This is a genomic window from Prosthecochloris sp. (genome assembly GCA_015482705.2).
In the GTDB taxonomy this organism is placed as follows: Bacteria; Bacteroidota; Chlorobiia; order Chlorobiales; family Chlorobiaceae; genus Prosthecochloris.
Genome location: JADMLA020000038.1, coordinates 12,044 through 35,815 on the forward strand (window position 1 = coordinate 12,044; position 23,772 = coordinate 35,815).

Consider the following 23,772-nt stretch of genomic DNA (forward strand, 5'->3'; position numbering starts at 1 on the left):
CCTTTTTCGACCCCTCTTATTGAAATCTATCCACTCAGCCCAATTATTATAAAACGCTCAATTTAGGAAAAAACAATCTGATACGGTATAACCAGAAAAATAAATTTCGACTTTTTAAACAACACCGGACACCTATTAATTTCATGTCACGAACCCCTACAGGTCCGAGCTCGGGCACCCTCCCGAGGAACCACCTCACCAACCGCCGCCGATACCCCTGAAAGTACCCTGTCCCAACCTGAATAGTCCTTATGCACCTCTACATTCCTGAAACCATGAGTATCGACAATTTCGCGGACTTTTTCGGCACCCTCGGCATGCAGTTCAAAACAAAGCATTCCTCCCGGCTTGAGCAAAGCCGAAGCGCTTCTCGAAATTGCACGATAGAACTCAAAGCCGTCCGGTGTCACGAGCGCCATTTTCGGCTCATGGTTTTTAACCTCCGGGGCCAGTTCTTCCCATTCCTGTTCCGGAATATATGGTGGGTTGGAGAGCACCACATCGTATGCCCCGGCCACTTCATCGATAAATCCTGAACACAACACATCGGTTTGCAGAAAACGAATCCTGTCAGCCACCCCATGTTCGCCTGCATTATGTTCCGCAACCTCGAGCGCTTTTGCAGAAAAATCAACAGCGGTTATTATTGCGTCCGGCAGTTTGAGAGCAAGCATAATCGCAAGGCACCCACTACCTGTACCGATATCAAGAATTGTGAGCTTCTGTCCTTCCGGTATATCACTGACAACAGCTCTGTCGAGAGTATGTTCCAGAACAAGTTCGGTCTCGGGCCTTGGAATCAAGACTCGCTCATCGACCAGAAACGAATGGCCGTAAAATATCTGCTCCCCCGTAATGTACTGTAAAGGCTTCCCATTCAGACGTTCCCTGCAAAGAGAACGAAATTTCTCGAGCTCACTACGGGAAACAGGGCGATCGTGTTTCAAATAAAGCTCTATCCTGGTTGCCTGCATTACATAGGCAAGAAGAATCTCTGCATGTAAACGCGGTGCCTCTATTTCCTTCTCTTTAAAATGTTTTTCAGCTGCCTTGAGCAGATCCATTATCTCCCATTGCCGGCCATTGTCCCGCATAATTATTTTTTCCCGATCATTTTTTCCTTGATGATACCTGTTACGAGTGCTTGTATCGAATAAACCTGTCGTCAAAGTAGAAAACCGCTTTTTTCAGCATACAACCTTCAACACCCTTTTTTATAACAATCAACACAATCCCGAATGGAAAAAAGCACTGGTACTCGTCCAACAACTACGAGAGTTGATTATCGTTATTTAACCCAAACAGAATTCAAAAAAAAATCATTAGCTTTGTATGCTTTTTCTAAAGGCTTAAACCTGAAGACACCATGAAGAAATCGTTCTATCCCGTCTTGCTGGCGCTATTATATTTAAGCCTGTCGCATGGTACGGCCTTGGCAAGGTTCACGGGAACCATTGACATGAATTTGGTCATGCCAAATGGAAAATCGGAAGTAACGTATGTTTTCGGCAATACGGCACAGCGGATGGATATGACCACGAAGCTGAACAAAGTCCCCGACTCGCTGAAAACAACGGTCATTACAAGCTCCGCACAGCCTGATCAGGCGGTTATCGTCAACCATAAAGCCGGTACTTACACAAAAGTCAACCTCAGAACTGCTGCTGAAAACGCAACGCTTATTGATTTCGACTACGATTACAGAATTGAAAAAGCAGGGAACGCGAACATAAAGGGGTACAACTGCCAGCATGTAAAGCTATTCAGTACCACCGATACCATCGATATGTGGTTGACACGTGACATCGGCGACTTTGAAACATTCAGACTTCTACAATCCCAGAATCCCCGCCTCTCCAATACTCTTCTTGCCAAAAAGCTCTCCGATGAAGGCCTTGACGGTTTTCCGGTTAAAATCATTCAGGAAAATGAAAACGGCACCCTTGTCATGGAGGTTGTTTCGGTGCAACAGGCTCCTGTCGAGCCGAACGAATTCGGGATCCCCGAAGGATATACCGAGATAGTCGACACACAGCAGCCCCTCAACCATAAGCAGAAAGAGCACTTGAAAGAGCTCATGGAGAAAATCAAGAATTTCAAAGAGTAGGTTGTATATTCCCACAAAAGCTTTTCCGAACCAACAAAACATTCCGTTACGTGGCAGAAAAAATCACTTCGAGAGAAACCGACTACTCACAGTGGTACATAGACCTTGTTCGTTCAGCAAAACTGGCTGATTATTCCGACATAAGAGGCTGCATGGTCATCCGTCCCAATGGATACGCAATATGGGAAAAAATGCAGGCTGCGCTCGATCGCATGTTCAAGGAAACCGGTCATGTCAATGCATATTTCCCGTTGTTCATCCCTGAAAGCTACATCCAAAAAGAAGCGGACCACATCGAAGGCTTCGCACCTGAGTGCGCCGTTGTAACGCATGGTGGCGGAGAAGAACTTGCTGAAAAGCTCTATGTTCGCCCAACGTCTGAAACGGTCATCTGGGCCTCGTATAAAAAATGGATCCAGTCATACCGTGACCTGCCGCTCCTGATAAACCAGTGGGCGAATGTTGTCCGATGGGAAATGCGCACCAGACTTTTTCTGCGCACAGCCGAATTTCTCTGGCAGGAAGGTCACACGGCGCACGCTTCACCAGAAGAAGCCCAGGAAGAGGTTCTCCGTATGATCAATGTCTACAAAACATTTGCTGAAGAATACATGGCCTTACCGGTGATCATGGGGAGAAAAACCGAAAGTGAAAAGTTTGCCGGGGCAGATGAAACTTGGTGCATCGAAGCAATGATGCAGGACAAAAAAGCGCTTCAGGCGGGCACCTCACATAACCTTGGGCAAAACTTCGCCAAAGCTTTCGACTGCCAGTTTCAAACAAAAGAAGGAACACTCGAATATGTATGGGCAACGAGCTGGGGAGTGTCAACTCGTCTGATAGGAGCGCTTATCATGGCACACTCTGATGATAAAGGACTTGTCCTGCCCCCTAAACTCGCATCCCGGCAGGTAGTCATCGTTCCAATTCTCAGAGGAGACAAGCAAGCTGTTGTCGAGAAAGCACACACCATCTGCGAAGAGTTGAAAAAAAGCGGAATTCATGCTTTCGTCGATGACAGCGAGCAGAATTCACCGGGCTGGAAATTTGCCGAGTACGAACTGCAGGGAATACCGGTTCGCCTCGAGATCGGACCACGCGATATCTCGAACAATATCTGCATCGCAGCGCGCCGTGATACGGGTGAAAAACAAAAACTGACACTCGACGGAACACTCGCAACATCGATCCTCTCCATGCTTGAGACGATGCAGCAGTCGATGTTCAAGCGGGCACTCGACTTCAGAGAATCCAACACATTCGAAGTTGCATCGTACGATGAGTTCAAGTCGCTGATCGACAACGGATTTATCGTTGCACACTGGGATGGAACGGAGGAGACAGAAGCAAAAATAAAGGAAGAAACCAAAGCGACGATACGCGTTTTACCGGAAACGCCCGATTTCATCGCTCACTACTCGATCAACGAGCCTGGAGTATGTATTTACAGCGGTAAGCCTTCCAAAAGAAAGGTTGTTTTTGCAAAATCGTATTGAATCGTGATAAAGAGGCTGGCTCAAAAGCACTGTTTCACGGCTATCGGTCAACATACATCAATCTTCCAATAAAAGTCACGCCGCATAAAGTACGGCATCCATACTGACTTTCTTTGGAAGACGGATCCCCGAGTCAAGCCCGGGGATGACTACAGAAAGATTCATTGTAGGACTAATGAGACAACCTTTTACCGTCAGACATCGTGCAGTGATCAAACTGCCTGTCTTTCAGCCTACTCTGAATTGCCGCGTTATTCCGAACCGAAATACTCTTCGAGTCCTTCGTTGGTCGGTTTCATCGTTTTATCACCCTTGTTCCAGTTTGCGGGGCACACCTCTCCAAACTGCTCTGTAAACTGTAGAGCCTCCACCATTCTAAGGACTTCATCTACATTGCGACCAAGCCCGAGATCATTGACAACCTGATAACGAACGAACCCATCTTTATCGATAAGAAACAACCCCCTGTAAGAAACGCCCTCTTTTTCCGCCAGCACATCGTATGCTATCGACGCTTCCTTATTGATATCCGAAAGCAAAGGATAGGTAACTCCTTCTATTCCACCTTGTTTGCGTGATGTCTTGAGCCATGCATGATGCGAAAACTTCGAATCCACCGAACATGCCAGCACCTCTACGTTTTTATGCTGGAACTCCTCGAGCCTATCCTGGAAAGCATGCAGCTCCGTTGGACAGACAAAAGTAAAGTCGAGGGGATAAAAAAACAGAACGACATATTTTCCCTTATAATCCGAAAGCTTGCATGAATCGACAAACTTCGCGCCCTCAACAACAGCCTCAAGATCGAAATCCGGTGCTTCCCTGCCAACTAAAACGCCCATTGGTATCTCCTTTTTTTATGATGAATGAATCAATGAAACTGAAAACCCGATAATAGACCAGCAAAAAAACAAGATAAATTTTGTCCAAATATATTATTCAAACAAAGTAAAAGCAATACCTCTTCTTCGATTTTTCAAGGCCTCTCATCCTTTCGATCTCTTGACGAATATTCATATCTTGTTTTCAGATAACTTGTTACTTACTGTATCGGCAAAAACACTTATACCGGAAGTTTATGCGTACTTTTTTCGAATTTGACCGTCATCAGGCAAACTTTTCACAGGAAATACTTGCAGGGCTGACGACATTTGTTACAGTCTCCTACATCATCATCGTCAACCCGGCTATCTTATCGGCAGCGGGAATCCCGAGGGAAGCCTCGATGACAGCAACGATTCTGACAGCGATTTTCGGAACGCTCTTGATGGGCGTCTACGCAAAAAGACCTTTTGCTGTAGCACCCTACATGGGTGAAAACGCATTTATTGCCTATACAGTTGTCAATACTTTAGGGTATTCATGGCAAACGGCACTTGCATCGATATGTATCAGTGGAGTTCTCTTTACCGCCCTCACACTTTCCGGCCTGAGAAGCTGGCTTTCAACAGCGATACCAAACACGTTGAAACACAGTTTTGCCGTGGGCATAGGCCTTTTTCTCGCATTTATCGGTTTCAGCCATATGGGGGTCGCTGCATTAGGCGTCCCAGGAGCCCCGGTAAAAATGGCAGATATTTCATCGCTCCCTGTTCTTACCAGTCTGGCGGGGCTCCTGCTGATTTCGGTTATGCTTGCATTCAGAGTACCGGGCGCGATCCTGATCGGTATAGTGCTGACGACCGGTGGACTGATTTTTCTTGGCATCGTACCGTTTCCCGAAGCGCTGGTAAGCCCCCCACCATCTCTTGCCCCGACCTTTCTCAATATTGATTTCCAGGGAGCGATGACATGGGGCTTTATCGGTGTCATAACAAGTGTTCTCGTAATGGACTTTGTCGATACAATGGGAACACTCATCGGGCTTTCATCACGAGCGAACCTCCTTGATGAAAACGACAATCTACCCGAAATTGAAAAACCGATGCTTGTCGATGCCCTTTCAACCGTTGCAGCCTCACTCTTCGGTACGACTACGGCAGGCGTCTATATCGAATCGGCTGCCGGTATCGAACAGGGAGGAAAAACAGGATTTACTGCAATTGTCATAGCAGCATTGTTCGCCTTCGCCCTCTTTTTTTCCCCCGTACTGACGATCGTACCTGCAAATGCTTACGGTCCGGCACTTGTGGTTGTAGGCATGTTTATGCTCCAGTCTGTTGCAAAATTCGATTTCAACGATTACACGGAACTGATGCCGGCGTTCCTGACTATCACACTGATGATGTTCACCTTCAATATCGGTGTCGGTATAACTGCCGGATTTATTGCTTATGTTATATTAAAACTTTTAACTGGAAAAGTCTCATCAATTCATCCCGGCATGTGGATCCTGGCAGCACTTTCCCTGACATTCTATCTGTTTTATCCTTATCATTCATGAAGCTAACACCATGCAGAGATCAAGGTTGAGAATAGCGCAAACCGACTGCGTTCTCGCTAATTTCGAGGAAAACCTCGCGCAGCACAGAACGATGATTGAACAAGCCATAGAAGACGATATCCATGCGATCGCTTTTCCTGAACTGTCTCTGACCGGGTACAATGTACAGGATGCCGCCCAGGATATCGCGCTGCATGTCGATGACAAGGCGTTCGACCCCCTGAAGGAACTCAGCCGGGAAATAACGATCATTTGCGGAGGGATCGAACTCAGTGATGATTATGGAGTCTACAATTCCGCGTTTCTTTTCGAGGACGGTCATGCTCAAAGTGCCCATAGAAAAATTTATCTGCCTACATACGGTATGTTTGAAGAACTGCGCTACTTTTCCGCCGGACAAAAAATCGAAGCCGTGACATCGAGGAGGCTTGGAAAAATAGGCATTGCCATCTGTGAGGACATGTGGCATGTTTCGGTCCCCTATCTCCTTGCACACCAAGGAGCGAAACTGCTTTTTGTGCTCATGTCGAGCCCTCTCCGTCTTACTCCGGGAGAAAAAAAACCAGCTATCGTCCAGCAGTGGCAACAGATAATCAGCACGTACTCATTTCTGTTCAGCTCGTACGTTGCCTGTGTGAACCGCGTTGGCAACGAAGACAGTTTCACTTACTGGGGAAATTCATCCGTAGCGGGACCCGACGGGATAAACCTTGTAACCGCACCTTTGTTCAAGCAACACTGCATCGATACAATCATCGATCTCGACAGTGTAAAGCAGGCTCGTCTCCATTCTTCACATTTTCTGGACGAGGATTTACGACTCTTTGCTGCTGAACTCCGTGACATCATGACCTGCCGACCGGATTAGCCAGTTCCTCTCCACAAAAAACTTTTTCAGAGTCTTTTTTCTACGTTCAGCTCACTGCATCATCTCGAACGAGGGTGGTGTCAGGCAGGCCTTGCCTTTCTCACCGAAAGCCAGCATCGCTTTCTCGGCTGCATCCTGCCGGTCAAACAAACCAAACACTGCCGAGCCACTACCGGAAAGGCTTGCAAAAAGAGCACCCTCTTCAAGAAGTCTTTCCTTAACCTGTCGAACTGAAGGATAATAATCGAAAACCACCCCTTCGAAATCATTTTCAAAAGCCGGCAGAACGGTAAGATCCTTACCTTCACACAGTTCAATAAGCATTTCCTTCAGATCAGGCACCTTTCTTTCAAACTTCGGATAAAAATTCTTGTAGGCCCATACCGTGGAAATGTGCTCTCCTGGAAAAACCGTCACGATGTAGAATGGAAGAAAACGTTCGAGATCCAGCAACTCTTCACCGATCCCCGAGGCAAATGCAAGCCCAGAAGATTCGAGAAAATAGGGAACATCCGCTCCGAGTTTCACCGCAAGAGCATGAAGATCATCCGACGGTGCATGAATCTCCCACAGAACGTTCAGCACTTTCAGAGTTGTTGCCGCATCACTGCTCCCTCCCCCAAGGCCGGCACCGAAAGGAATGTTTTTGGTGAGACGGATAGTTGCACCCTTTGACATTTCAGCATAATCACGCAAAGCGTTTGCAGCCTTGAGACACAGGTTGTTATCGTCTGATGGAAGATCGAGATTGCTGCACGTCATAGACAGTTCATCGGCAGATGAAAACGTCAGTTCATCATACCAGTTGACTGGTGCAAAAACGGTTTCAAGCGTATGGTAACCGTCGGGACGTTTACCGGTGATAAGCAAACCGAGATTTATTTTTGCAAATGCTTTTACGGAAATATGCTGCATGGGAACTGATTGCTATATTGGCTGGTGGTTATTTTTTTTACGTGAATATTTACCATATTGCCTGAAAAAGGGAGGCATCGAAAACAAATATGTTCAAGATCTTGTTGAAAACGTCACTGTTCGTTCTTCTACTGTCCATCGGCTACCAGGTGCTACCGGCAACATCCCTTGCCGAGAGACAAACAACGGATTATAGAGTTCAGATCATTCGGTATGTGGAGCAAGATAAAATTTATTTGTTAGAAAATCTGCGTTCAAAAGTCACGAATAAAGCAGAGCAGACAATCATCGATGCACTGCTCACCGAAGACGGTCCACAGGCTGCTCGTCTTTTCCGTAAACAGCTTCAGGATTATCCCGATCCCTCCTTGGATTCGCTGAGTAAAGCACGCCTCGCTGCTTATCAATCAGCTCTTTCCTCAACCAGTGGCACTCGTACAAGAGCAATACAAACCTCGTTCATACTCCAGTTCGGCAGCTTCGGCTCACTGGAAAATGCCCGCGAACTCGCAAACCGCATCGCGCCATATACACCGGTCACCATTTTCCAGGAAAAAGGCTTGCACAAAGTTCGAACACAAAAAGCGTTCGGAACAAGACAGGAAGCCGAAACCGGAGCGAAAAAACTTCCATTCAACTCGTTTATCGTACGGATAAACTAAGAGGATAGCATACCACTCCTAAATCAGACGATGAGCAAAACAATCGATTTTCTTGGTGAATCCGCTCCAATCCAACAACTCAAACATCTTGCCCTTCAGGTTGCACAGACCGATATCACCGTTCTGATCACAGGAGAGACAGGATCGGGGAAGGAAGTCCTTTCCCGCTTCATCCACGGTCATAGCCGGAGATCACACAAAAATTTCATTCCTGTCAACTGTGGAGCTATTCCTACAGGAATTCTGGAGTCCGAACTTTTCGGCCACGAGAAAGGAGCGTTTACAGGTGCCATCCAAAGCAGAAAAGGTTATTTTGAGAGCGCAAATCAGGGAACCATTTTTCTTGATGAAATCGGCGAAATGCCTCTCGAAACCCAGGTCAAACTGCTCAGAGTCATAGAAACGGGCGAATTCCAAAGAGTCGGATCGTCGGAAACCAGCCACAGCGATGCACGGCTCATTGCCGCTACGAACAAAAACCTGCAACAAGCCGTTACAGCGAAAAGCTTCAGAGAAGATCTTTATTTCCGGCTTCACAGTGTAGCACTGCATATTCCTCCTCTTCGGGAAAGAGGAAAAGATATCCTGATCCTTGCGGAGCATTTTATCCGTCACTTCGAACGTAAGCATACCATCACTTTTGAAGGATTCACGAACGATGCCGTGGAAATGCTTCTCAGGTATAACTGGCCCGGCAATGTGCGTGAACTGAAAAATCTCCTTGAATCATTGCTGATTCTCGAAAAAGGGAAACAGATAACATCGGAAACCCTTGACAAACACCTCGTGCAGAGAAGTAGAGACAAAGGACTTGTTTATGACCCCGAAAAATCGGAAAAAAACGAACTGAACCTCATCTATAACAGCCTGATAAGACTCCATCAGGAAATAAACGAGGTCAAACAGTTGCTCCAGCAAAAAGAGAGCTCGCAAGAAGAGCCATCCAAAACACCCCTGCTGCTTCCTCCTCCCCTGCCGGAAAAACAGGAGAACGTTGTTTCCTCTCCTGATACCCATGAAACCAGTAATGAAGAAACCGGAATACTCCCTCTCGAAACCATTGAAAAACAAGCGATCGTCGAAGCCCTCAAGACTTACGGCGGCAACAAACGTCAAACCGCAAAAACACTCGGGATCAACGAGAGGACACTGTACAGAAAAATCAGAAAATACAGACTCGACCAAGAAGATTGATTTCTCGAGTGAGTCGAGAAGTAGCGGGTTTTGTCAGGATGATTTATCGATAAATACCATCTGAATTACGTCTGCCGAAAAACGTAATCAACAACAGTACTCCCGAAAAACCTGCAGCTGTTCGCGGTATGAGGTTGGGGTAACGAGTATAAAAAGTCAGTATATCGTTTCGTTCGACTTCGGCAGTGAGAAACCGTCTTTCCCACCATGGAATATCGGCATACACTCGCCCGTACTTGTCGATGAACTGCGAAACGCCGGTATTTGCACATCGAGCCATTGATCGACGATTCTCGATACATCGAAACCTGGCAATAGCGGCATGCTGGTAAGGCCCGTATGACTTTGCATACCAACCGTCATTCGTAACGACTGTGAGAAATTCGGCACCCCTGTTGACGAATTCGGCAACAAGACCGGGAAAGATGGATTCATAACAGATAACGTTCGATGTCTTTACAGTCACCCCCGAATCCGTAACGAACTCCATAATCGTCTTGTCGCTGCCTTTCCCCCAGCTGCTTATGCCTGCAAGTGAAAGCGTAAAGTTATCCATCCAAGGTGCATATTCCATATACGGTACTCTTTCGGCAAATGGAACAAGCTTCATCTTACGGTATATCTGAGGCGGGTCGAATTCGCTTCCGGTCACCAGCATCGACGCATTGAAAGTCTGGTAATAACGCTTTTCTTCAGGATCATACTTGTAAAGAAACTCCTCCTCCGACACCTCGGCAACCGTATAATAGACAATGTCCGAATAGCCACTGAGAAGGCTCCCACCCCACTGTCTTATTCTTGATTTCAGAAATTCGTAATAGGAGCGGTTCTTTTCGTCGAGAATACGGAAAGGTATCGCTGTTTCTGGCCATAGCACAAGGTCCACTCTGTTTTGCAGTATCGCCCGGTCCGTCAAACCAAGATAGATAAGCATGATATCCTGACTGGTATATATCCGCCACTTTTCCACGGGATCGATATTGGGCTGGATAAGAGACACCGTTACCGAGGGACGAGGCTGCTGCAACTCATGATCTGAAAACACCAGAAAAGAGTACCCTAGGGGCAGAACTGTCATCGATACCAGCCCTACAGCATGAACAAACATCTTTTTACGATACTTTAGCCTGAACCATAGGTCAACGACAATGACGTTGAAGCACATGAGCCAGAAACTCACCCCCCATACTCCGGTAATATCGGCATATTGAATCATGGGAGTCAGTTGTGCTTGCGAATTCCCTAGAACAAGCCAACCAAACGAGAGATCCTGCCGAATATAGAGCCACTCCCATGCGACCCATAAGAACGGCAGGCTGAACAGAGCAAAACCGTATCCCCGATATTTCTTGAGGATGAAAAAAAGTAAAAGGGGTACCGATGAAAAGAATGCCTGTGCAACGATAGTGAGTAACCCGCCGGCCAGGGTTGCAAGAGAAACCCACCATAAGGCGATGGCACAAAAAATCAACATCGAATAATAAACACGGCTGAAATACCGTTTGAAGGACAAATCACCGCGCAGGAATACAAGCAACGGAACCAAAGCAATCCATGCAAGCGGTTCAAAGCGTATAACAGGGTACGACGGAAACGAAACCCCCAGCAAAATACCACTTAGCACGGGCAAAAAGTAACCTGAAGAGTCACTACCAGCTTCAGCAGATCGTAGCATGCCTTTTCATTTAATATTCAAGACAAGATGGCTCAAAAATAGTAAAAACCGCTGACAAACCACGAAAGAGGAAAAATGTAACGAAATGTTTCCAGATTGCTCAAAAACAAAAGCTTCCTGCCAGGTAGGCATGAGGGGAAAACTGCTGGATCGAAAGGGATGAAAGAGGTATATTTTCCTTTATTTATTAATTTTTATTCTTTAAATTTGTTTCAAGTTGTTATATAACAGGAATTACCAGCAAGAAATTTCCTGCTGAAAAATTTCTCAACGCCACCAAAAAGGAGATTCATTATGGCTCTATTCGGCACTAAAGACACTACAACCGCCCATGCTGATTACGAGATTATTCTCGAGGGTGGTTCAAGCTCCTGGGGACAAGTGAAAGGCCGTGCTAAAGTTAATGCACCAGCTGCACTTCCTCTGCTGCCGGCAGATTGTAACATCAAGATCGACGCAAAACCTCTTGACGGACAGAAAGGCACGGTACGGTTCACCACTGCCATCGAATCAATTGTCGATAGTACGAAGAATACGCTTAATGTCGAAGTCGATATTGCCAACGAAACCAAAGACCGAAGAATCGCTGTCGGTGAAGGTAAACTTTCAGTAGGTGATTTTTCCCATTCATTTTCTTTCGAAGGTTCGGTAGTCAATATGTACTACTACCGTTCAGATGCCGTTCGCAGAAACGTGCCGAATCCAATCTACCAGCAGGGACGCCAGTTCCACGATATCATGATGAAGGTTCCTCTGGAAAACAACGATCTTATAGACACTTGGGAAGGCTTTCAGCAGTCGATCTCAGGCGGTGGCGCAAACTTCAACGACTGGATTCGTGAGTTCTGGTTCATCGGTCCAGCCTTCACAGCCATCAACGAAGGTGGTCAACGCATCTCTCCGATACAGGTAAACAACTTCGGCGTAGAAAGCGGCGAAAAAGGCCCGGTCGGCGTATCAAGATGGAAATTCTCACATGCCGGATCAGGTATTGTCGACTCCATTTCCCGCTGGTCCGAGCTTTTCCCTGTCGAACAGCTCAACAAACCGGCCTCCATAGAAGGCGGCTTCCGTTCAGATTCCCAAGGAATCGAAGTCAAAGTAGACGGAACCCTTCCTGGAGTTTCACGAGATGCAGGCGGTGGTCTCCGCAGAGTTCTGAACCATCCGCTTATTCCTCTTGTTCACCACGGCATGGTTGGTAAGTTCAACGACTTTACCGTCGACGCCCAGTTGAAGGTAGTACTGCCAAAAGGCTACAAAATCCGTTATGCAGCGCCACAGTTCCGTTCACAGAATCTCGAAGAGTACCGCTGGAGCGGAGGAGCTTACGCACGCTGGGTTGAACATGTCTGTAAAGGTGGAACAGGGCAGTTTGAAGTACTGTATGCACAGTAAATGAAACTGTTTGGAAATACGACCTCGAAAGCCGGCGAATATCGTCGGCTTTTCTTATGTATCATCTTTGGATTTGGATCAGAACCAACGATTCGTTGACACGTTAGCTGAATTGGACCTAACCCAAAAGTTGCAGAATCTCTTCGATTTCCCCCTTGATTTCCTGTAATAGCTCTTTTCTGCGTTGATGAGCTATGGCATGATTTTTCTTTTCATGACCCATCTGTTTGCGTAACTTCAAGATTTCTTCAGTCTTCTCGTCGGTATCGGTTTCGGAAGTTTTTCCTTTAACAATCAGAGAGGCTTTTTCAAGCTTATATCCTTTTTCATAAACAAGGCCCTTGATCGTCAGAACCATGGCGATATCCTTGTTGGTATAACGCCTGTTGTCCCTCGTATCTCTAGCAGGATTCAGTTCAGTGAAAAACCGTTCCCAGTATCTCAGAAGGTAAGCGGGAACCCCGGTGATCTTGCTTACCTCCCCAATAGAGTAATAGCTTTTATTCGATTCGAATGGCATGACTTTCATTTAAGAAATTGTACACCTTGAAAGACGTCCCTCTGTCCTTTAGGGTTTTACCTCCTCTTATTATACATTACATCCGTGAGATCAAAAACACGAGCGATGAAAAATCTGTTACGACTGAAAAAATATCTCCTCAGATACAAGCGTAAAATGCTGTACGGTTTTGCTTGTATCGTCCTGACAAACATTTTTGCTGTATCAGCCCCCCGTTTTATCGGCAATGCAATCGATGTACTGGAAAGTCCTTTTGTCCTGTCGGATGTTCTGAAGAACGTCGGGCTCTATATACTTTTTGCCGCTCTTGGCAGCATATTCCTCTTCCTGGTTCGCCAGAACATCATCGTAGCTTCACGCATTATCGAGTTTGACTTGAAAAACGACTATTACGCTCATTTACAAACTCTTTCCAGAAATTTTTACAATAAAACAAGCACTGGGGAGTTGATCGCACGAGGCACCAATGATCTCAATGCTGTCCGGGATTTCCTTGGCCCCGGAATCATGTATTCCATAAACACTTTTTTCCGTCTTTTTTTCGCCATAATCGCAATGCTGACCATATCACCCGGCTTGACGTTGCTTGCACTTCTTCCAGCTCCTTTTTTCAGCTACGCTGTCTATAGAATAGGAAAATCGATCCAGAAACGAACGAAAAGCATTCAGGAAAGCTATGCCGATATAACGGCACTGTTACAGGAAAATATTTCTGGTATCCGAGTGATCAGAAACTACACGCGTGAAACCTATGAAACCGAGCGATTTGAAACAATCAACCAAACTTATTTTCACAAAAACATATCGCTGGCAAAACTTCAGGCATTGTTTTTTGCCATTTTAACCGCTCTGCTCGCACTCTCACTCATTCCGGTTATCTGGGTAGGTGGAATAAATGTCGTGAATGGAACCATGACGATCGGTGATATCGCCCAGTTTGTCATTTACGTCAGCATGCTCAGCTGGCCGATTATTTCTATAGGATGGGTCACGAACATTATCCAGAAAGCATCTTCAGCCCAAATCCGCCTCAATGAAATTTTCGATGCGAAACCGGATATTACCGACAGTCTTTCAACAGAAGACTTACCGGAGAATGTTCGTGGCCGAATCGAGTTCAGAAACGTCTCATTCCACTACCCGGGAAATGAAAATCAAGATGTTCTTTCCAATGTCTCGTTCACAATCGAGCCAGGCAGCAAGGTTGCCATTGTCGGAGCGACAGGTTCTGGAAAAACCTCATTGGTGAACCTTATCCCACGCCTTTATGACCCGCAGAGTGGTACTGTTTTATTTGATGGCAGGGATATTAAAACCATACCGCTTGCCAACCTGCGTCAACATATCGGCTTCGTACCCCAAACGAATTTTGTTTTTTCCGATACCATAGCCAACAACATCGACTATGGTGTCGCCACGGACTCCGATCATCTGGATCATATCATCGAAGCGAGCCGGATAGCCAACCTTTACGATGATATCATGGATTTTCCTGATGGTTTCGAAACCATGCTGGGCGAAAAAGGCATCAACCTTTCAGGCGGTCAAAAACAGCGAACCTGTATTGCACGTGCACTTGCCTGGAAACCGGAACTACTCATACTCGACGATGCCCTTTCAGCCGTTGACACAAGTACCGAAGCCGGCATATTCGAAGCTCTGCTTGAAAAACTGCCTCGCACAACACTGTTGCTTATCAGTCACAGAATCTCGACCGTCAAAAACTGTGACCGAATTTTTGTCATTCAAAACGGCGGTATAGCGGAATCAGGATCGCATGAAGAACTGTTGGCCAAAGAAAACATCTATGCCGAGCTTTACTCACAGCAGTTGCTCGAGGATGAGATCCAATCACTCAACTGAGTAACCTCTATACCTTTGTTGCGCACCTCGACTACTTCGTTATCCCCACCCCAACGTTTCATGATCGAAATCTCAAAAGCATTGCTTCACGACTATCGGTCGCCATGCATACGTTTCAGGCAGAGAGTCATGCCGCATTCGATGCGGCACCAATACTGACTTTTTTTGGAAGATGGATCCCCGGGTCAAGCCCGAGGATGACTGGATTGGTTTTTTCCCTATTACTTATTACCGATTACCTATCCCCTGTTTCCTCCAGTTCCTCCAACTGACGATTAAGATCTTTTCGGGAAAGGTTGTACATGTGCACATAAAAGAGATTGAACATGAGAACGGCACTTTTAAGCCTAGGCGCGCTGGCCGCTCGCTGCAAAGCCCGTTGTATCGTAAAGACCCGCTTGGTTAAAGCGGTATAGCTTGGAATGAACGTTTCAATCGGTATTCTTTTCGGACGGTAAAGCATCTCCTGGCCCCAGGAAAAACGAAAAGCATCATGATCGTTGCGGTCATGCAACAGCCGTTGTTCATCAGCCAAGCGTTCGAACACTTCCGTCCCGGGAATCGGACGCAGCAGGTTGATACCCGGCACATCTATCCCTGTCTTGTCCAGAAACGCAACAATGGCATCCGGCTGCTCGAGGGTATCCTCGTCGAGACCGTAAATAAAACTGCCGTATACACATATTCCCGCATCACGGATATTGCGAATACATGCGGCCTGACGGTCGACAGGGTTGTGAAACTTATGATGCGCCTTGTTACTCTCTTCAGCGAGACTTTCAATGCCGACAAGCAGTGCACCGCAGCCTGACTGTGAAAAAACATCCAGTAAACGGCTGTTCTCACCAAGCTTGGTTGTAGCCTGTCCAACCCAATTGATGTTGAAAGGAATCAGCTCACGAAAAAGTTTTTCCGCATATTCTTCATCAGCGTTCACCGTATCATCGAGAAAAAAGAATATTCTTTTATCCTTTTCGAGAAAACTTTCAACTTCCCGAACAACCTCACCGACATCCCGATGCCTGATTTTATGACCGTTCATGACATGAACATTGCAAAAATCACAACTGTAAGGACAACCACGGGTAGTCTGTACGACATTCGTAGTAAAATAGTGGTGAAGGTCAAGTGCGTCTTTATTTACACTGCGACCGGAGGAAAGATCGGGCTGTTCACCAACACGATACTCTCTCCGCAGCGTTCCATTTCGAAGATCCTCGAGTACGGTCCGCCATATTTCATCAGCCTCCCCGATAACGAGTACGTCTCCATGAGCGTAGCAGCGTTCAGGAAAAAGTGTAACGTACGGGCCGCCTAAAACCACGTTGAATCCTTTTTCCCGTAATAGAGCCGACAGTTCGAAGGCTGGTTTGACCGCTCCGGTCTGGACACTGATCCCTATAAGATCCCACTTTCTGTCAAGTGGAAATGTCTCGAAACGAAGATCACAAATATGCTGCTCGATACCGGGCTCGTCGACCGAGCTGAGAATCATCAGGGAAAGAGGAGGGATAGCGAATTGCGCTCGCTTTATGACGTTTTTGAGAACGCTATCCTTAATGCCCTGCAAAAAACCGGAACGCTCTGATTCACCGAGAAGTGACGGGCCGTCAACACCACTGTCAGCAGGCACAAATACAAGCAGTACTGATAGTTTACTCATCCTGAGCTACACACATTTCGATTATTGCATTTCATCTCTTGCCAACCTTGTTCATCTTATTTTCCTGCAAGATCCTGAAGCCTTTTGAGCTCAACAATAGCTTCGATCGGCGTGATGCGCTCGATATCGAGCGCATCGATCGCATACTTCAACTTTCGTTCTTCCTCTTCAAAAAGATAGATTTGGCGGGGGGGCATTTCCCGAACTCCGCCCCCCTGAACCCCTGCAGGAAACGCGACATCCCTTCGTTCCATACCTGAAAGTATTTCTTTGGCTCTTTTGATAACTTCGGATGGCATACCCGCCATTTTCGCGACTTCTATACCATAGCTGTTATCGGATGCCCCCCTTACGATCTTTCTCAGGAAAACCACCTTATCGGCAGTCTCGACAACCGTGGCATTGTAATTACGTATGCCCTCAAAACGCTCTTCCAACTCGGCAAGTTCATGATAATGCGTAGCGAACAAAGTCCTTGCTTTGATGATACCGTGAATGTACTCACTCATCGCCCATGCAATGGACATACCATCATATGTACTGGTACCCCGGCCGATTTCATCGAGTAAAATAAGGCTTTTTTCAGTCGCGTTGTTGAGGATATTAGCTCCTTCATTCATCTCCACAAGAAAAGTACTTTCTCCTGAAGCAAGATTATCCGATGCTCCAACCCTTGTAAAAATCCTGTCGACAAGCCCTATTTCCACCGCATCGGCAGGAACGAAACTGCCAACCTGGGCGAGCAGAACAATAAGGCCGTTTTGACGGAGGAACGAGCTTTTTCCAGCCATGTTCGGGCCGGTGACAATCAACATGCGTTGTTTTTTGTCGAAAAAGCAGTCATTGGCTATGTAGGGTTCATCAACCCCGAGAATACGTTCAAGCACGGGATGACGACCATTGGTAATGGACAAATCACCATGTTTTTTAACTTTCGGTTTGACATATCGATATGCTTTTGCGCAACACGCAAAGGAGTACAGGCAATCAAGTTCCGCGACAATTTCTGCATTTTGCTGAATATGCAAGGCCTCGGAAGCTACCTTCACGCATAGCTCACGGAAGAGCTGCTGCTCGAGCATCTGACTCTTTTCTTCTGCAGTCAGAATTTTCTCCTCATACTCTTTCAACTCCGGAATAGTATAACGTTCAGCATTAACGAGAGTTTGTTTCTTTTCATAGTAACCGGGAACCTTGTCACTGTTCGCTTTGCTGACCTCGATATAGTAACCGAAAACCTTGTTGTATTGTATCTTCAGGGTGGAGATTCCGGTTTTTCCGCGTTCCGCCTGCTGTATTTCCATCAAACTGCCCTTGGCATTGGAAGAAACCGAGCGCAGCCCATCGAGTTCATTGTTGTACTCTGCCTTGATATAACCGCCGTCACGAAGTGTGGCCCCAGCATCCGGATCGATCGCCTGTTCGATGGTTGCCGTTATATCGGATAGTTGAACCAGATCTTGTGAAAGTTTTCGAAGTTTGGAACTTTTTGAATCACTTAACAGAGCCTGAAGATCGGGTATTTTTTCAAGCGCTGCCCCGAGGGTACGTACCTCACGCGGCATGCTCCTCAAGGTCGCGACTCTTGCCAACGCTCTTTCAAGATCGTTGATTCCCCGGAGTATCTCACCCAAGGAGTTGCAAACAGCCACCTCTTCATGAAGCACCTCGACTGCATCGAGCCGGAGCTGTATCTCCTCGATTCTTTTGAGGGGCCTTAACAGCCAACGCCTCAGCAGCCTCGCCCCCATTGGATTTCGGGTATGATCTATCACCTGAAGTAAACTACCGTTGATCGAACCATCCTGCATCGAGGAGATGATTTCCAGATTTTTCTTGGTCTGAAGATCGAGCATCATATGATGCGCACTGTCAACAAGCGCAATTCTGGTAATATATTGCAAACGGTTTTGCCGGGTTTCTTCGAGATATTGCAACACGACTCCGGCAGCAACCTGAGCAGCATAAACCGCGTCAATACCGAATCCTTTAAGCGAATGGGTTTTAAAATGTTTTTCGATTACCTGCGATGCATTTTCTTCACTGAACATCCAGTCGTCCAGCGTGGTAACAACCACTTCTGAAGGCAAAATCTTTTCGATAGTCTCTCCAAAGGTCTTCTCTTTTGAAGAAAGAAGAACCTCTGAAGGTTGGATGGACTGCAGCATATCCGCAACCTGGCTGAGCGGCACTTCTGCAATCTTGAACTCTGCAGTTGTCACATCGATGAAGGCTATGCCAGCACGTTTCTCACGCCCCTTCTTCAAAAAAGCCAGCGAACAGAGATAGTTATTGTGTTTGTCTTCGAGTATTTCGTCGCTGTAAGTCACGCCGGGAGTGACAATGTCGGTTATTTCACGTTTCACAAGCCCTTTCGCTTGTGCAGGATCTTCAACCTGATCACAGACGGTAACCTTGTAGCCTTTTTTAACCAAGCGGGCTATATAACCGTCACATGCATGATGTGGAAAGCCAGCCATGGGAATTTCAGCAGCAGCTCCGTTCGACCGGCGGGTCAGGACAATGTTGAGAGCTTCTGACACCTTGCGTGCGTCATCGTAAAACGATTCATAAAAATCACCGACTCTGAACAACAATACATATTCGGGGTAACGCTCCTTTACTTCGAGATATTGACGCATCATCGGTGTTTCGTTACCGCTTTTTTTCCGCCGGGTCACTTTCATGGATTTCATTGCTTCTTTACCGTTTATCCCCTTTTCATGATTGATCAAGCTAATTCAGTACACTAAAAAAAACAAGAACCTTACGTCACGGAACAGACAGCTCAAACAACATTCATAACGAACAGGCTCCATTGTTTTTTTTCTATATTTGAGGTTGTACCAAGAGCCTTGCAGGCAAGGTTTTGTAGACTAACGGGATTTCATCATTCTCAACAGCATTCACCATGGACTGGTACGCCATTCTTCGCTTCATACACGTAACATCATTTGCAACCTGGTTCGGCACCGTGTTTGCTTCCCTCTTTTTTTTAAAGACTCTCGAGCCGAAACTGACTGGTCCGGACAGTGATCCGGGCGATTACCCCATGCTCCTGCAAACCTACATCAAACTGGAAACGAAGGTAGCCGACGCAGGATTTAAAACCGCGATTGCTTCCGGCCTTTTACTCGCCCTCTTTTTCCATGGCTGGAGCATCGCTATAGCGGTAAAGGTGGTAATAATCGTTCTTCAAGTTGCTTTGACTATGGGCTACATCATTAAAGCAATTCAACCGCTACACTATCCCTGCAGCCGATCCGACTATAAAAAATGGTACAATCTCTTTACCATTTCCTTGTCCATGTTCGCACTGGTCCTGGTGGTAACATTTTTTCTGCTGTAAATCAGGGTGGCATAAACCGGCAATTTCCTGAGTTTTCATAGATGAAACGAATGCAGTCGACCCGATATTATCCATTTGAAATAATACATCGATTACCATATATTGCAGGTCTATAATTCTTAATTTAACACAAAAGCACAATGCAGGCACTGATAAAGATTTCAGACAAGCAGTTCTTGGTTAAAACCGGTGACAGGCTGTTCGTTCCACATCAAAAAGCTGAAGTCGGTAACATCATAGACATCGAACCTTTAGCGCATATTGACCAGGAGAAGACATCGACAGAACCTTCAGGTAACATCCAGCTGAAAGTGCTCGAGCATCTTAAAGACGAAAAAATCGTCGTCTTCAAGAAGAAACGCAGAAAACGCTATCAAAAAAGGAACGGCCATCGTCAGTTGATGACTCAGGTTGAGGTTCTTTGACATCGATAGTACTCATAACATTTTCAACAACAATCATTTTGACTCATGGCTCATAAAAAAGGTGGCGGCTCAACGAAGAATGGCCGTGACAGTAACCCGAAATATTTGGGAGTTAAAGCATCGGGTGGTTCGCTTGTTTCCGCAGGCTCAATTATTGTTCGTCAGAGAGGAACTGTTTTCAAACCCGGCAACAATGCCGGAATAGGCAAAGATCATACGATTTACGCCCTTGTAGACGGCAAGGTTCACTTCAGGAACGGCCGTAACGACAAAAAACACATCGACGTACTGCCAGCCTGATTGTTTGCCTCGAAAACAAAATAAACGTATATTTCTAAAGCCGACCGTAAAAGGCCGGCTTTTTTTTTGCTTCATAATAAAGCTTGGAATTATCGCCATTACCTCCCTTCAATTGGCTGATATTCATACTGTAGAATTAAACGCAACATAATATGAAAATTACCGTTATTGGCGCAGGCCATGTAGGAGCAACTGCGGCCCACCGCATTGCAGAAAAACAACTCGCGAATACAGTAGTACTTCTCGATATCGTTGAAGGCATCCCTCAAGGGAAAGCTCTCGACATGTATGAATCCGGGCCGGTTGGACTTTTTGACACAATGGTCTTTGGTACTAACGATTACAGCGATACAGCCGATTCCGACATTGTCCTCATCACTGCTGGTTTGGCCCGCAAACCGGGTATGTCTCGTGAGGACCTGCTTATGAAAAACGCAGCCATTGTCAGGGAGGTAACCGATCAGGTTATGCAATACTCCAAAAATCCTATCATCATTATGGTATCGAACCCTCTTGACATAATGACTCATGTCGGATATGTCAGAAGCAAGTTACCGAAAGAACGGATATTGGGAATGGCCGGAGTTCTCGATTCTGCACGCTTCAGATCGTTCATCGCCAAAGAACTGAATGTATCCATGCAGGATATCAATGCCTTTGTGCTGGGAGGACATGGAGACTCCATGGTACCTGTCGTTAAATACACAAGTGTTGCAGGAATCCCGCTAACGGAACTCTTGCCGCAGCAAACAATCGATCAATTGGTTGAAAGAACACGCAAAGGCGGTGCTGAAATCGTCAACTATCTCAAAGATGGTTCAGCTTATTACGCACCTGCAGCGTCCTGCGTTGAAATGATCGACGCCATCGTAAACGACCGCAAACGAATACTACCTTGCTCGGCACTTCTTGAAGGCCAGTACGGAATCAACAATATTTTCATAGGCGCCCCTGTAAAGCTGGGCAAAAACGGTATCGAACAAATTCTTGAAATCAATCTCGATAAGCCTGAAATCGAAGCTCTCCGAAAATCAGCAGCAATAGTCGAAGAAAATTGCAACAATCTCGCTCCATTACTTGCTTGATTCGAAGCAGTACAATAGCTGGTGATAAAAATAAAAAAGCGTCCCGGGAAACCGGGACGCTTTTATTGTGAACAGGTGTCCCCCATTACACCTGTCCTACTCCACGGGCGTGGAGCATTACTTATAGTACATCAAACAACGTGCCAGAAAAAACAAAAAAGCACTAACTCATAATATTAATTACATATAACAGCATTCCATCAATCAAAACAATCTAAGCTTTTCGCGAAAAATCGTCTCATAATAAGACAAGCTCTCATTCTGAAATAACCACCTCACAAACAATACACCATTATCCCGCCAAACATATCATCCGAAACCCTATATTCACTATACACAATGTTCCGCAAAGCAAATACTGCACAGAATGAGAATTCATGACCTCGACCCTCATGAACGACCGAGTGAGCGTTTCCTGCACTCGGGCGCATCGGCTCTAAGCTCAGCTGAACTTCTGGCACTCATACTCAAAACCGGAACCAAAGGGAAAAATATATTGGATACCTGCAACGAACTCATGAGCAACTACGGCCTTGAAAAGCTTGCCGACCTGTCAATGGGTGAATTACAGAAAAACGAAGGAATAGGGCCTGCAAAAGCCATGCAGATAAAAGCAGTTTTTGAACTGCACAAACGCCTCCATTTCAGACGTAATACCAACAAAAAAGTTCGCTCGGCAAGAGATGTTTATGAGTATATGAACGGAAGAGTACCCGATGAAAGTAAAGAGCACCTCTTCCTCCTTCACCTGAACACGAAAAATCAGGTCATGCGACATGACCTGATTTCTGTCGGAACGCTGAATGCCTCATTGATTCATCCGAGAGAAATCTACAAATCGGCCATACGGGAAAGTGCCAATGCGATTATCCTGGTACACAACCATCCGTCAGGGGATGTCGAACCCAGCAACGCGGACAAGCAGGTAACCTCTTTACTCAAACAGGCCGGATCGATAATTCAGATTGAACTTCTCGATCACGTCATAACAGGCAAGGATACCTGGTTCAGTTTCAGAGAGCATTCACTGCTTGTGTGAAAGCAATCAGGAAAACAAATCTATTCAAACATCATTACCTGCTTATGCCTTTACAGTTATTATAACAGGATTGGAGTTGTTAAAGAAGAAGGCAGGAAGAAACATTGTTGGCAGGAACAATTCATCTTATACCCTGTATTCGTATAAGCATTACGGAAAGCAGAGCAGCATAGTGCCAGTGAACACCGTTAGGCAAAGCCGTACAGGCCGCTTTCAATAATCGTATCTCTCGACTGTAATACCACAGCCGAGAGAAAACCGTTCAGAGCGACAGAGAAACACACTGAAAAAAATTATTTGAATTTTCAGAGCATTTCCAGTCGTGCTGGAAATGAAAAAAGATGTAACCTTGAATCATTTACTGACCGGGAACACCCTCACCGGGACGCACGAAAGCTTGAGGCTGAGGCTGAACAGTGACGTTTCCAGCGCAAATCTCACAGACGTTCTTTGCCTGCAGCCCTTTCTGCGTCTGATCAACTTCAAACTCCACATCAGCATCCTGATTCAATACCTTGAAACTCTGATCGGAAACAATTGCGGAAAAATGGACAAAAATATCTTCTCCGCCATCAGGGTTAACAATGAAACCATAACCCTTCTTACCATCGAACCACTTTACTTTACTTTTCCTTTGCATGATGAAATTTGGGGATTTATCCTTAAAGGAAGATGCCGTTGTAAACAGCACCTTGGGGGTAGCTTACACTATGAATATAGGTTAATTATCAAGATGTAACAAGATTTTCGGCCATTTTTTCGATGTTAATACACCGCAACACAATCCAACTGCTTGTATAAACACGAATTAAATACAAATACAACACGTT

Annotated in this window: 21 protein-coding genes; 13 read left to right on the forward strand and 8 right to left on the reverse strand. The window is 45.9% G+C overall.

All coding sequences use genetic code 11. The features are described 5' to 3' along the window. Positions 1–146 precede the first annotated feature (146 nt). Positions 147–1,094: a peptide chain release factor N(5)-glutamine methyltransferase gene (prmC, locus tag QZ209_RS08930; protein WP_294347084.1), complete on the reverse strand. Its 948-nt coding sequence runs from the start codon at positions 1,092–1,094 to the stop codon at positions 147–149. 272 nt (positions 1,095–1,366) lie between these two features. Between prmC and QZ209_RS08935 the strand changes: the two genes are divergently transcribed. Together QZ209_RS08935 and proS are read left to right on the forward strand one after the other, a co-directional pair. Further along, on the forward strand, positions 1,367–2,107 hold the full coding sequence (locus tag QZ209_RS08935; RefSeq protein ID WP_294347087.1) for a DUF4412 domain-containing protein: 741 nt from the start codon (positions 1,367–1,369) through the stop codon (positions 2,105–2,107). Between the two features lie 50 nt (positions 2,108–2,157). Beyond that, positions 2,158–3,603: a proline--tRNA ligase gene (proS, locus tag QZ209_RS08940; protein ID WP_294347089.1), complete on the forward strand. Its 1,446-nt coding sequence runs from the start codon at positions 2,158–2,160 to the stop codon at positions 3,601–3,603. Positions 3,604–3,854: 251 nt separating this feature from the next. On the opposite strand, the gene QZ209_RS08945 is transcribed toward proS, so the two are convergent. Further along, positions 3,855–4,445, reverse strand: coding sequence for a peroxiredoxin (locus tag QZ209_RS08945; protein ID WP_294347091.1), 591 nt, complete (start codon positions 4,443–4,445; stop codon positions 3,855–3,857). 236 nt (positions 4,446–4,681) lie between these two features. Between QZ209_RS08945 and QZ209_RS08950 the strand changes: the two genes are divergently transcribed. After that, positions 4,682–5,986, forward strand: coding sequence for an NCS2 family permease (locus QZ209_RS08950; protein ID WP_294347093.1), 1,305 nt, complete (start codon positions 4,682–4,684; stop codon positions 5,984–5,986). 10 nt (positions 5,987–5,996) lie between these two features. Next, positions 5,997–6,854 carry a nitrilase-related carbon-nitrogen hydrolase gene (locus QZ209_RS08955; protein WP_294347095.1) on the forward strand — a complete coding sequence of 286 codons (858 nt, stop codon included), beginning with the start codon at positions 5,997–5,999 and terminating at the stop codon, positions 6,852–6,854. Positions 6,855–6,905: 51 nt separating this feature from the next. On the opposite strand, the gene ispE is transcribed toward QZ209_RS08955, so the two are convergent. After that, on the reverse strand, positions 6,906–7,769 hold the full coding sequence (gene ispE, locus QZ209_RS08960; protein ID WP_294347097.1) for a 4-(cytidine 5'-diphospho)-2-C-methyl-D-erythritol kinase: 864 nt from the start codon (positions 7,767–7,769) through the stop codon (positions 6,906–6,908). An 89-nt stretch (positions 7,770–7,858) separates the two neighbouring features. Between ispE and QZ209_RS08965 the strand changes: the two genes are divergently transcribed. Continuing rightward, a complete protein-coding gene (locus QZ209_RS08965) occupies positions 7,859–8,431 on the forward strand; it encodes an SPOR domain-containing protein (protein WP_294347099.1) in 573 nt (190 codons plus the stop codon). Between the two features lie 30 nt (positions 8,432–8,461). Continuing rightward, positions 8,462–9,625: a sigma-54 dependent transcriptional regulator gene (locus tag QZ209_RS08970; protein ID WP_294347101.1), complete on the forward strand. Its 1,164-nt coding sequence runs from the start codon at positions 8,462–8,464 to the stop codon at positions 9,623–9,625. 43 nt (positions 9,626–9,668) lie between these two features. On the opposite strand, the gene lnt is transcribed toward QZ209_RS08970, so the two are convergent. Beyond that, the gene (lnt, locus tag QZ209_RS08975; protein ID WP_294347105.1) at positions 9,669–11,300 is read right to left on the reverse strand and encodes an apolipoprotein N-acyltransferase; all 1,632 of its coding nucleotides are present in this window, start codon (positions 11,298–11,300) and stop codon (positions 9,669–9,671) included. Positions 11,301–11,594: 294 nt separating this feature from the next. Here lnt and QZ209_RS08980 point away from each other — a divergent pair, with 294 nt between their 5' ends. Continuing rightward, positions 11,595–12,698 carry a bacteriochlorophyll a protein gene (locus QZ209_RS08980; RefSeq protein ID WP_294347107.1) on the forward strand — a complete coding sequence of 368 codons (1,104 nt, stop codon included), beginning with the start codon at positions 11,595–11,597 and terminating at the stop codon, positions 12,696–12,698. Between the two features lie 118 nt (positions 12,699–12,816). On the opposite strand, the gene QZ209_RS08985 is transcribed toward QZ209_RS08980, so the two are convergent. Further along, positions 12,817–13,218: a MerR family transcriptional regulator gene (locus QZ209_RS08985; protein ID WP_294347244.1), complete on the reverse strand. Its 402-nt coding sequence runs from the start codon at positions 13,216–13,218 to the stop codon at positions 12,817–12,819. 105 nt (positions 13,219–13,323) lie between these two features. Here QZ209_RS08985 and QZ209_RS08990 point away from each other — a divergent pair, with 105 nt between their 5' ends. Further along, positions 13,324–15,081, forward strand: coding sequence for an ABC transporter ATP-binding protein (locus tag QZ209_RS08990; RefSeq protein ID WP_294347110.1), 1,758 nt, complete (start codon positions 13,324–13,326; stop codon positions 15,079–15,081). A gap of 235 nt (positions 15,082–15,316) precedes the next feature. On the opposite strand, the gene QZ209_RS08995 is transcribed toward QZ209_RS08990, so the two are convergent. Both QZ209_RS08995 and mutS read right to left on the reverse strand, forming a co-directional pair. Continuing rightward, entirely contained in the window at positions 15,317–16,744 is a 1,428-nt protein-coding gene (locus QZ209_RS08995) for a radical SAM protein (protein ID WP_294347112.1), read from the reverse strand. A 56-nt stretch (positions 16,745–16,800) separates the two neighbouring features. Next, the gene (gene mutS / locus QZ209_RS09000) at positions 16,801–19,440 is read right to left on the reverse strand and encodes a DNA mismatch repair protein MutS (RefSeq protein WP_294347114.1); all 2,640 of its coding nucleotides are present in this window, start codon (positions 19,438–19,440) and stop codon (positions 16,801–16,803) included. Positions 19,441–19,655: 215 nt separating this feature from the next. On the opposite strand from mutS, the gene QZ209_RS09005 reads away from it, so the two are divergent. The 5 genes from QZ209_RS09005 to radC all read left to right on the forward strand — a co-directional run bounded on the left by QZ209_RS09005 (position 19,656) and on the right by radC (position 22,942). Further along, positions 19,656–20,093, forward strand: coding sequence for a hypothetical protein (locus tag QZ209_RS09005; protein ID WP_294347117.1), 438 nt, complete (start codon positions 19,656–19,658; stop codon positions 20,091–20,093). A 140-nt stretch (positions 20,094–20,233) separates the two neighbouring features. Next, positions 20,234–20,518 (forward strand): 50S ribosomal protein L21, encoded by a 285-nt coding sequence (rplU, locus tag QZ209_RS09010; protein WP_294347118.1) that lies wholly within the window; start codon positions 20,234–20,236, stop codon positions 20,516–20,518. A gap of 45 nt (positions 20,519–20,563) precedes the next feature. Next, positions 20,564–20,818 carry a 50S ribosomal protein L27 gene (gene rpmA, locus QZ209_RS09015; protein WP_110023266.1) on the forward strand — a complete coding sequence of 85 codons (255 nt, stop codon included), beginning with the start codon at positions 20,564–20,566 and terminating at the stop codon, positions 20,816–20,818. Positions 20,819–20,970: 152 nt separating this feature from the next. Then, complete coding sequence (gene mdh / locus QZ209_RS09020; RefSeq protein WP_294347125.1) at positions 20,971–21,903, forward strand: malate dehydrogenase; 933 nt, start codon at positions 20,971–20,973, stop codon at positions 21,901–21,903. Between the two features lie 367 nt (positions 21,904–22,270). Continuing rightward, entirely contained in the window at positions 22,271–22,942 is a 672-nt protein-coding gene (gene radC / locus QZ209_RS09025; protein WP_294347127.1) for a DNA repair protein RadC, read from the forward strand. A 358-nt stretch (positions 22,943–23,300) separates the two neighbouring features. Here the strand turns inward: radC and QZ209_RS09030 are convergent, their stop codons facing one another. Beyond that, the gene (locus tag QZ209_RS09030) at positions 23,301–23,582 is read right to left on the reverse strand and encodes a cold-shock protein (protein ID WP_294347129.1); all 282 of its coding nucleotides are present in this window, start codon (positions 23,580–23,582) and stop codon (positions 23,301–23,303) included. Positions 23,583–23,772: the final 190 nt, after the last annotated feature.